This is a genomic window from Sulfurimonas sp. (assembly GCF_028694895.1).
Lineage (GTDB): Bacteria > Campylobacterota > Campylobacteria > Campylobacterales > Sulfurimonadaceae > Sulfurimonas.
Genome location: NZ_JAQVKA010000069.1, coordinates 1 through 8,038, shown reverse-complemented (window position 1 = coordinate 8,038; position 8,038 = coordinate 1). Strand labels below are relative to the sequence as shown.

Annotated in this window: 7 protein-coding genes; all 7 read right to left on the bottom strand. The window is 35.5% G+C overall.

The window, feature by feature from the left end; translation table 11 throughout:
- On the bottom strand, positions 1-2,688 hold a 2,688-nt coding region (locus PHI38_RS07745; protein ID WP_299854683.1), incomplete at its 3' end, for an efflux RND transporter permease subunit.
- A 4-nt stretch (positions 2,689-2,692) separates the two neighbouring features.
- Complete coding sequence (locus PHI38_RS07740) at positions 2,693-3,445, bottom strand: efflux RND transporter periplasmic adaptor subunit (RefSeq protein WP_299854680.1); 753 nt, start codon at positions 3,443-3,445, stop codon at positions 2,693-2,695.
- The gene (locus PHI38_RS07735) at positions 3,442-4,668 is read right to left on the bottom strand and encodes a TolC family protein (protein ID WP_299854677.1); all 1,227 of its coding nucleotides are present in this window, start codon (positions 4,666-4,668) and stop codon (positions 3,442-3,444) included. Before PHI38_RS07735 ends, PHI38_RS07740 begins: the two co-directional genes overlap by 4 nt.
- Complete coding sequence (locus tag PHI38_RS07730) at positions 4,665-5,039, bottom strand: RidA family protein (protein WP_299854674.1); 375 nt, start codon at positions 5,037-5,039, stop codon at positions 4,665-4,667. Before PHI38_RS07730 ends, PHI38_RS07735 begins: the two co-directional genes overlap by 4 nt.
- Positions 5,040-5,145: 106 nt before the next feature.
- Positions 5,146-5,538: a thioredoxin family protein gene (locus tag PHI38_RS07725; protein ID WP_299854671.1), complete on the bottom strand. Its 393-nt coding sequence runs from the start codon at positions 5,536-5,538 to the stop codon at positions 5,146-5,148.
- A gap of 9 nt (positions 5,539-5,547) precedes the next feature.
- On the bottom strand, positions 5,548-6,645 hold the full coding sequence (gene dapE / locus PHI38_RS07720) for a succinyl-diaminopimelate desuccinylase (protein ID WP_299854668.1): 1,098 nt from the start codon (positions 6,643-6,645) through the stop codon (positions 5,548-5,550).
- Positions 6,646-6,707: 62 nt separating this feature from the next.
- On the bottom strand, positions 6,708-8,038 hold a 1,331-nt coding region (locus tag PHI38_RS07715), incomplete at its 5' end, for an HNH endonuclease (RefSeq protein ID WP_367182609.1).

Here is an 8,038-nt window from a genome sequence, read left to right as displayed (position 1 = left end):
AATTAAAAAAAGAGAGAACTGTAACCCTGAGATATAAAGAGCCAAAATTACACCTATAATACTAAGAGGAAGTGCTACCATGATAATAATAGGCTGGATAAGTGATTCGTAGAGCACTGCAAGTATTATAAACATCAAAATAACACTAAGGCCAATTGCAACACCAAACGCATCCGCAGTTTTACCCATCTCTTCTGCAAACCCTGTAAATCTGTACTCAACACCAGCTGGCAGAAGCGAATCTATCTTAGCTTTTGTATACTCGATTGAGCTACCTAAATCAAGCCCGAAAAGATCAGCAAAGATTGTAACTTCTCTTTGACGGTCAAAGTGGTTTATAGCACCTAGTGCATATGAGTCTTTAAACTCAACCAAACCATCAAGATAGATTAGTTTGTCATCTTTACTTCTTATTTGTATCTTTTTTATATCTTCAAGTGAGACTCTGCTCTCATCACTAAATCTAAGCGTTATATTGTACTGTTTACCGCTCTGCTCAAAGTAAGAGATCTCTAAATCACTTGAAAATGCAATCGCTATCGCCTCTGCAATCTCGGAAGCTGAAACACCATAAAGTGAAGCATTCTCTCTTAATATATTTATATCTATCTGCGGTTTTTGATCATCGAGGTCTGTATCTATATCAACAAATCCCTCTTTTTTTCTCAAGTATTCAACAAGGTTCTCTTTAGCTATTTGCAAATCTTCAAACGAATCAGATTTTAAAACTATCTGATAAGGAACACTTGCTCCAGCTCCTTTTATGTTTGGAATCTCTGAAGCAGTTATAAACATATCATCTTTAAAAGATTCTAGGCTTTTTCTAAACCCATGAATAATCTGTTCTTGGCTTAACTCTCGTTTATCTTTTGGAGAGAGTTTTACATATATAAGTGCTTTATGTTTCTCTTGTGTAGTGTTGTAGCCCACACTTAGAGTAGTGTACTCAACATGAGGATTTTTTCTAACCAAATCCTCTACTACTTTTGATTTTCTTACCATCTCTTGTAGAGATACTGAAGCGTCTGCTTTGATTTTTATCTCAAACTCTGACTTATCCTCTTTTGGTATAAAATCCATACCTATTTTTGGAAATAGACTAAGAGAAGCAAAAAGGAGTAAAAAAACTCCTATGAGTACAAAAAACTTAAATCTTAAAACCTTTTTTAGCACCATCTTATATATATGTTCAATTCCTCTAAAAAAAGGCTCGGTAGCATTATAAAACTTGCTCTCTTCTTTGTGCAAAACTCTAGCGCTCAAACTTGGGATAAAACTAAGTGCTATAGTGTAAGAGATTATGATAGCAAATCCAACAGTCATGGCAAAACTCTCAAAGAACTTTCCAACAATCCCGCTCATGAACGATACTGGAACAAATACAGCAAGGAGCATCGCAGAGATTGCCAAGATTGTAAAAGCCATCTCTTTTGTACCCTCGTAAGCCGCTTCGTATTTGTCTAAGCCCTCTTCCATCTTTTTATAAATATTCTCAATGACAACAATGGCATCATCTATAATAATTCCGATTGCTAAGGTAAGACCAATGAGTGTCATCTTATTTAGCTCAAAGCCCATGTAGTCCATCAAAGCAAATGTGCCAAAAATAGAAGATGGGATAGTAAGTGCTGAGACTAGAGTAATTGTGAGGTTTCTTAAAAAAACAAAGACAATGATTGAGGCCAAAAGTGCACCATAAATAAGGTCAAACTCAACATCACTTAAAGAGTTTAAAATAAATGGAGATGTGTCATTTAAGACCTCAACACCAAACTTATCTCCTGCCATTACTTGAAGATTAGGAACAACTTTTTTAACACGCTCTATGATATCTATAGTGTTTGTTCCTGAGATTTTTTGAACCTCAAGCATAACACCCTCTACTCCGTTATATGATGCATAACTTTTTGCATCACTAAGTGAGTCTTCAACTGTTGCGATATCTTTTAACTTGATGTTATCTTTTATCTTTATATCTCTAAGCTCTTCAATACTTAGCGCATCTGCTTTTGTTTTTAAGATGAGCTCTTTAGTTTTTGTGATGAGTTTTCCACCACCGATTTTTACGTTCTCTTTTGAGACAGCACTGTTTAACTCTGCGATAGTTATCTCATACTTATTTAGCGCTTGTGGATTTGGGAATATCTTTATCTCTCTATCTTTATATCCGACTATATTTATAGCACCAACATCATTTATCTTCTGCAGTGCTGGTTTTACCCTCTCATCTGCAAATAACATTAGGTTTTGTAAAGTATCTGATTTTGCTGTTAAAAATATATTTATAATAGAAGCGCCACCAATATCTAGCTTACTAACAAGCGGAATCTGCGCATCATTTGGAAGTCTAACCGCTGCTACTTTATCCCGTACATCATTTGTTGCTTCATCAATGTTACGCTCTAAAAAAAACTTCACAGTAACGATGCTCACACCATCGCTACTACTAGATATTATGCTATCAATTCCACCAATTCTAGAGATTGCCTCTTCGACTTTATCTGTTATCTGCGACTCTATAGTTGAAGCTTCTGCTCCGGGATAATTTGTCTGGATTGTAACAATTGGAAAATCGACATTTGGAAATAGTGCTGAGGGCATCGCTTTAAAGCTCATATACCCAAATATAACAAGAGTTACGACATACATAAGTGTCGTAATTGGCCTTTTGATTGCTAATTTGTACATCTATCTACTTCTTAGAGTCTGTAACTATATAGCCATCGCCAAAGAGCCCAACTAAAAATTCTTTAACCTCAACTTCTGCTATAAGTTTTCGATTTTGCTCATTTACATGCGGATATACTTTTGAGATAACGCCCAAGTGCTCACTCACATCTCCATCTATCTTGTACTTAAAAGTTTGCCCAACTTTAACAGCGCTCCAATACTTTTGATCAAATTCAAGGATAAGTTTTCTTCTATTTTGGCTTTGGATTTTAAAGATAGACTTTGGAGACATCTCAGTTACTGCGTCACCAACTTCTGCATTTTTTTCATAAATAACACCATCAAATGGTGCATAAAGAGTTGTTTTTTTATAAAGAGCTTCTCTATAAGAGAGATTTGCTTTTGCACTTTGTAGTGAAGCCTTTGCACTCTCATACGCAAGAGCAAATGTATCAAACCTAGCTTCATCGACTAGATGCTTAACTTTTTGCTCCCGCTCATAATCTCTTTGAGCATATTTAAGGGTAATTTCTGCTTTATCAACATCTGCTTTTGCAATACCCATGAGCGCTTTTGTATCTTCATTATGCAGTTCTGCTAAGAGAGCACCTTTTTTAACACTATGTGAAACATCAGCATTTATCTTTTTTATAATACCGCCAGCATTAAAAGCTAGAGTAGCATCCTCATAAGCTTTTACAAAAAAACTAGCATAAATCTCTTGCGCAGATAAGTTAAATGTTAAAAGCAGTAGCGTTAAGTATAATTTTTTCACTCTATAAACTCCTCTAATTTTTTACCGCTGTAAAAGTAGTAAATCGCATAAGCACTCTGGAGCTCATAAAGTGATCCCTCATAAATAGCTACCGCCTCAGTTTTAGTACTTAGTGCATCAAGATAAGTTATATAATCAACAATTCTAGCCTTATATTTCTCCTCTATTGTAGCAAATGCACTACTAGAAGCAGATAAAGAGCTCTTTGCGCTTTTTATCTTTAACTTCTGACTATTAATTCTTTGTAGAGCTATCTCTTGCTCTGTTTTTTGCTCATTCATGCGGTACTTTATCTCTTCATTTAAAGCTTTCGCATTTAAGATAAGAGCTTGTTTTGCTTCGCTTGAGGCGCTGTTGTCATAGATAGTCATATTTAAGCTTATCATCGCAACATTTTGTTTATCTATTTTAAAAAGATTGTTTGCATCACTTGATCCATACTCATACTTAGTGTAGGTATCTTCTAGCTTTATGTTTGGGTAGTAGATAGCGTCTTGTGCTTCAGAAGAGCTTTTTATAGCACTCTCTTGATATATGAGCGATTTTATATCATTACTTTGTTCATACTCTTGTGAGAGAATATCTTTAAAGTTAGACTCCTCAAGAGTATTTATCTCTCTTGCAACACTTAACTCTAAATGCCCTTTGGCACTCATTATCTCAAAGTTAAGAGACTCTATCTCATAGCTTCCTTTGTCATAAGCAGCCTGAAGTCTTTGTACATCATCTTCTGTAGCCAATCTTGCTTCATAAAACTGCTTGACTCTATCTAACTGCTCACCTAAAGATGCTTTTGCGTCAAGTAGAGCTTTTTTGCGGGATTTTAGACTCAATATTGTGTAAAAATTCTTTGTAATTTCAAGAGAGAGGCTCTCTTTAGTGGATAGTTCATCATGAACACTTGAGAGAAGTTCATTTTTTGCTTTGTTATGTAGTGCAGATTTTACTCCTCCATCATAAATATCTACTTCAAATTTTCCATAAAGGGCGTAAGTGTCCTTTATCTGAAACAGAGATGCATCACTTATATTTTGGTATGAAGTACCTATACCTATCTTTGGATAGTAGGCACTTTTTTTTGAAGCAACTTCACTCTCTTTTGAGTATTTCATATATTTTTTTGACTCTAAAATTGAGTTGTTTTGTTGAGCATATTCTAAAATCTCTTTTAAACTCTCCCCAAACATTAGAGCTGGCAGGAGTAAAAAAAGTGCTTTTTTCATTTTACAAGGGCTATTGCATCAATCTCAACAAGAGCATTTTTTGGAAGAGTTTTTACAGCTACTGTTGAGCGAGCTGGCTTATGTTCTGCAAAAGCTTCTGCATATATCTCATTTACCGCTACAAAATCATTCATATCAGCTAAAAATATAGTAGTTTTTATAACGCTATGCATTGAAGCTCCAGCCTCTTCTAAAACTGCTCTTAGATTTTTTAAAACCTGCTTACTTTGAATAACTACATCATTCTCAAGCATAACACCTTCTGGCGTTAGAGCAATTTGCCCCGAAGTAAAAACCATCCCATTTGCAACAACTGCTTGTGAATATGGACCTATTGCCGATGGCGCTTTGTTTGTTTGTACGAATTTCATAATATCTTTCTCCTTAATATATTTATTGCAAAACTAAAAAACTAAGCGAATGATTCTGCAGCAAAGCGAAGCCTTAATGAGTCTGTTTTTTAGTTTTGCAAGAATTTTAATCTTTTTTTGCTTCATCTACTTCATCTAAGAGTTCATTAAAACCCTCAAAACTTCTATAACCTATTGTCGTATAGATTACCTCTCCTTTGTAGTTTAAAAAATAGTGACGAGGAACAGGTTTTGTCTCTAAATGCGCAGGAATATCATCTATTTCTCTAGAGAGATAGATTAAAACATATTTCTTTTTTAGTTTGTTTAAAACATCCGCGCGGGATAAAACCTCTTTTTCAAATTTATCGCAATACTTACAATACTCAGAGCCTATAAAAAGGTAAACATCTTTCTTCTCTGCCTTTGCCTCACTCAGAGCTGCTTCATAGTCACTTGGCCAACTAAAACTAGCACTTAGTGTAGCTATTAACATCATTATTGATAGTAAAATTTTCATTGTTATCCCTTATTTCCACGTGTCTATGAGATTCTTAAAAACTTCATAAAGTTTCTCAACCTCATACTTAGTAGTTCTCTCATTTACTGCGTGAATTGTATCATTTATTACACCAAACTCTATAACACCAATGCCAAGAGGAGCCATATGTCTTGCATCTGAAGTTCCTCCAGCAGTTGAGTGTTTTGGTTTTTTACCAGTGATTTGTTCTATGGAAGTATCAATGTTTTTAACAAGTTTGGTATCTGTGTTGGTTCTAAATGGATAAGCACCTTGAGTAAGACGCAAATCATAATCTAAGCCTCTCAAGTTTTTTGCTACAAATTCACTAATCTCTTTTTGAGAGGTAAGTGTAGTATTTCTTACGTTGAACATAATGTTTAGCTCATTTGGAGTTACGTTTGTTACTTGCATGCCAGCTCTAATGTCTGTTATAACGAACTTGCTTGGGGCAAAAAATTCATCTCCATTATCTAAATCAATTCCAGCCATATTTGCAAGCCTTGGTGCGATTAGATTTATAGGGTTTATTGATTTCTCAGGATATGCAGCATGTCCTTGCTTTCCTCTTAAAGTTATATAACCATTGATTGAGCCTCTGCGCCCTACTTTTATAGCATCACCAAAAGTTTTCTCACATGTAGGTTCTGCAACAACTGCAAAATCTGGGAGCATGTTTTTCTCTTTTAGATAGTTTAAAACTTCTATAGTGCCATGCGTCCCCTCGCCCTCTTCATCTGAAGTTAGTAAGACAGATAACGTTCCATTAAAATGCTTAGTATCTTTGATGGCTTGAACAAATGTGGCAATACCGCTTTTCATATCTTGCGTGCCACGTCCATATATATAACCATCTCTCTCTGTAGCAATATATGGGTCACTATCCCATCCTTCACCTGCAGGAACGACATCTACATGTCCTGCGAAACACAGATGGTCACCTTCTGCGAATTTTTTATATAAAAAGAGATTTTTTACACCCTCTACGTCAACTCTTATCGCTTCAAAGTCATCTAAATAATTTTGTATAAAGTCCAAAAGTCCGCCATCATCAGGTGTTTGGCTCTTTGCACCCACCATAAATTTAAAAAGTTCAACTGTTTTCATATATTGCCTAGCGCTAATTTATTTAAGTGTGAATTATACTATTTTTTATATCTGACATTGAGCTAGTCCCAATCATCTAGCGTAAGCTTTTTTGACTCATTTATCTCTGGAGTTGTCTCTTTTTTTTGCTCTTGCTTACTTAGTTGCTCTTCAAACTTCAACTCTAAACCACTGCTAGTCATAACAAAGCCATCAACTTTTATCTTGCCCTCATGAATCTTTTTATGATGCTCTTTACATAAAGGGATGAGATTGTGTTTTGTGTTTTTATGAAAATGCCCGATAAATCCATCTTCATCTGCTAAAGATTTATGCTTTATGTGATGCACATCTTCTGCCATATCGCCACAAATAACGCACTTTGTAACATAAAGCTCTTTATTGTACTTAGATGTTTTTTTCTTAACAAGTAGCTCTAATTCATCAAAATCTTTAGCCAATCTTTTTCTGATACTGTTAGCAATCTCTAAAAAATCACTATCCATATGAAGAGACTTTGCAAACTCCAAACCATAGATGCTACTTCCACTTCCACTTTGAAGAACTCTGTTAAAGAGGAGTTTATCCTCTGCTTCATCATACTCAACGCTTAGATGCAAATCTACTACATTTTTTAAAGCTCGTATCTCTTTCATGGTTGAGAGCTGATGAAGATGTGTTGCAAAAAGAAAGATTGAGCGCAGTTTTGAGAGCTTGATGATAGCGCTTGAGACTATCGCCACCCCTGAGAGCGTCTCTGTACCATGACTTATCTCATCTCCTAAAATCAAAGAACGCAGAGTTGCACGGTTGAAAATATTTTTAAGTTCAAGCATCTCAACTGCAAAAGTAGATAGTCCTTTTGCTAGGTTATCTCTTGAGACTATTCTAGTAAATAGCGAATCAAAGAGTGAAAACCTCATAGCTGAGGCACTTACATAAAAACCAGCTTGTGCCATAAGAGTAGCAAGACCAATACTTTTCATAAGTGAAGATTTCCCACTTGAGTTTATCCCATAAAGTAGCACACCATTTATCTCATGTCCATCATGAACACTCAAATCAAGCATAACTGTTTTTGGATGAGGCAGATCAAGATATGAGCGATTTCCCATAACTATGTCGTTAACAACATAGATACCACTTCTCTCTTGTATCTCTATGAGAGGATGGCGTAGTTGCATAATCTGGATGAAGTTCTCTTCACGCTCAACCTCAACAATGGTAGGACGTGTATGTTTATACATCTGCGCAACTTTTGAAGAGCTAACTCCCACATCCAAATCAGCCACATAGCCTATAACTCGGTCAAAGAGAAGTGCATAACGTTTCTCATAAAGGCTTTGCAACTGGGTAAATCTCTCTCTTGCCAAAACAACAATTTTGCGGCGGTTTTTCATAATCAAATCAGAGA

Bases quoted from the DNA above. Each gene is read 5' to 3' on its own strand.
- dapE (WP_299854668.1), bottom strand. From the start codon at position 6,645: ATGAAAACAGTTGAACTTTTTAAATTTATGGTGGGTGCAAAGAGCCAA.
- PHI38_RS07735 (WP_299854677.1), bottom strand. From the start codon at position 4,668: ATGAAAAAAGCACTTTTTTTACTCCTGCCAGCTCTAATGTTTGGGGAG.
- PHI38_RS07730 (WP_299854674.1), bottom strand. From the start codon at position 5,039: ATGAAATTCGTACAAACAAACAAAGCGCCATCGGCAATAGGTCCATAT.
- PHI38_RS07725 (WP_299854671.1), bottom strand. From the start codon at position 5,538: ATGAAAATTTTACTATCAATAATGATGTTAATAGCTACACTAAGTGCT.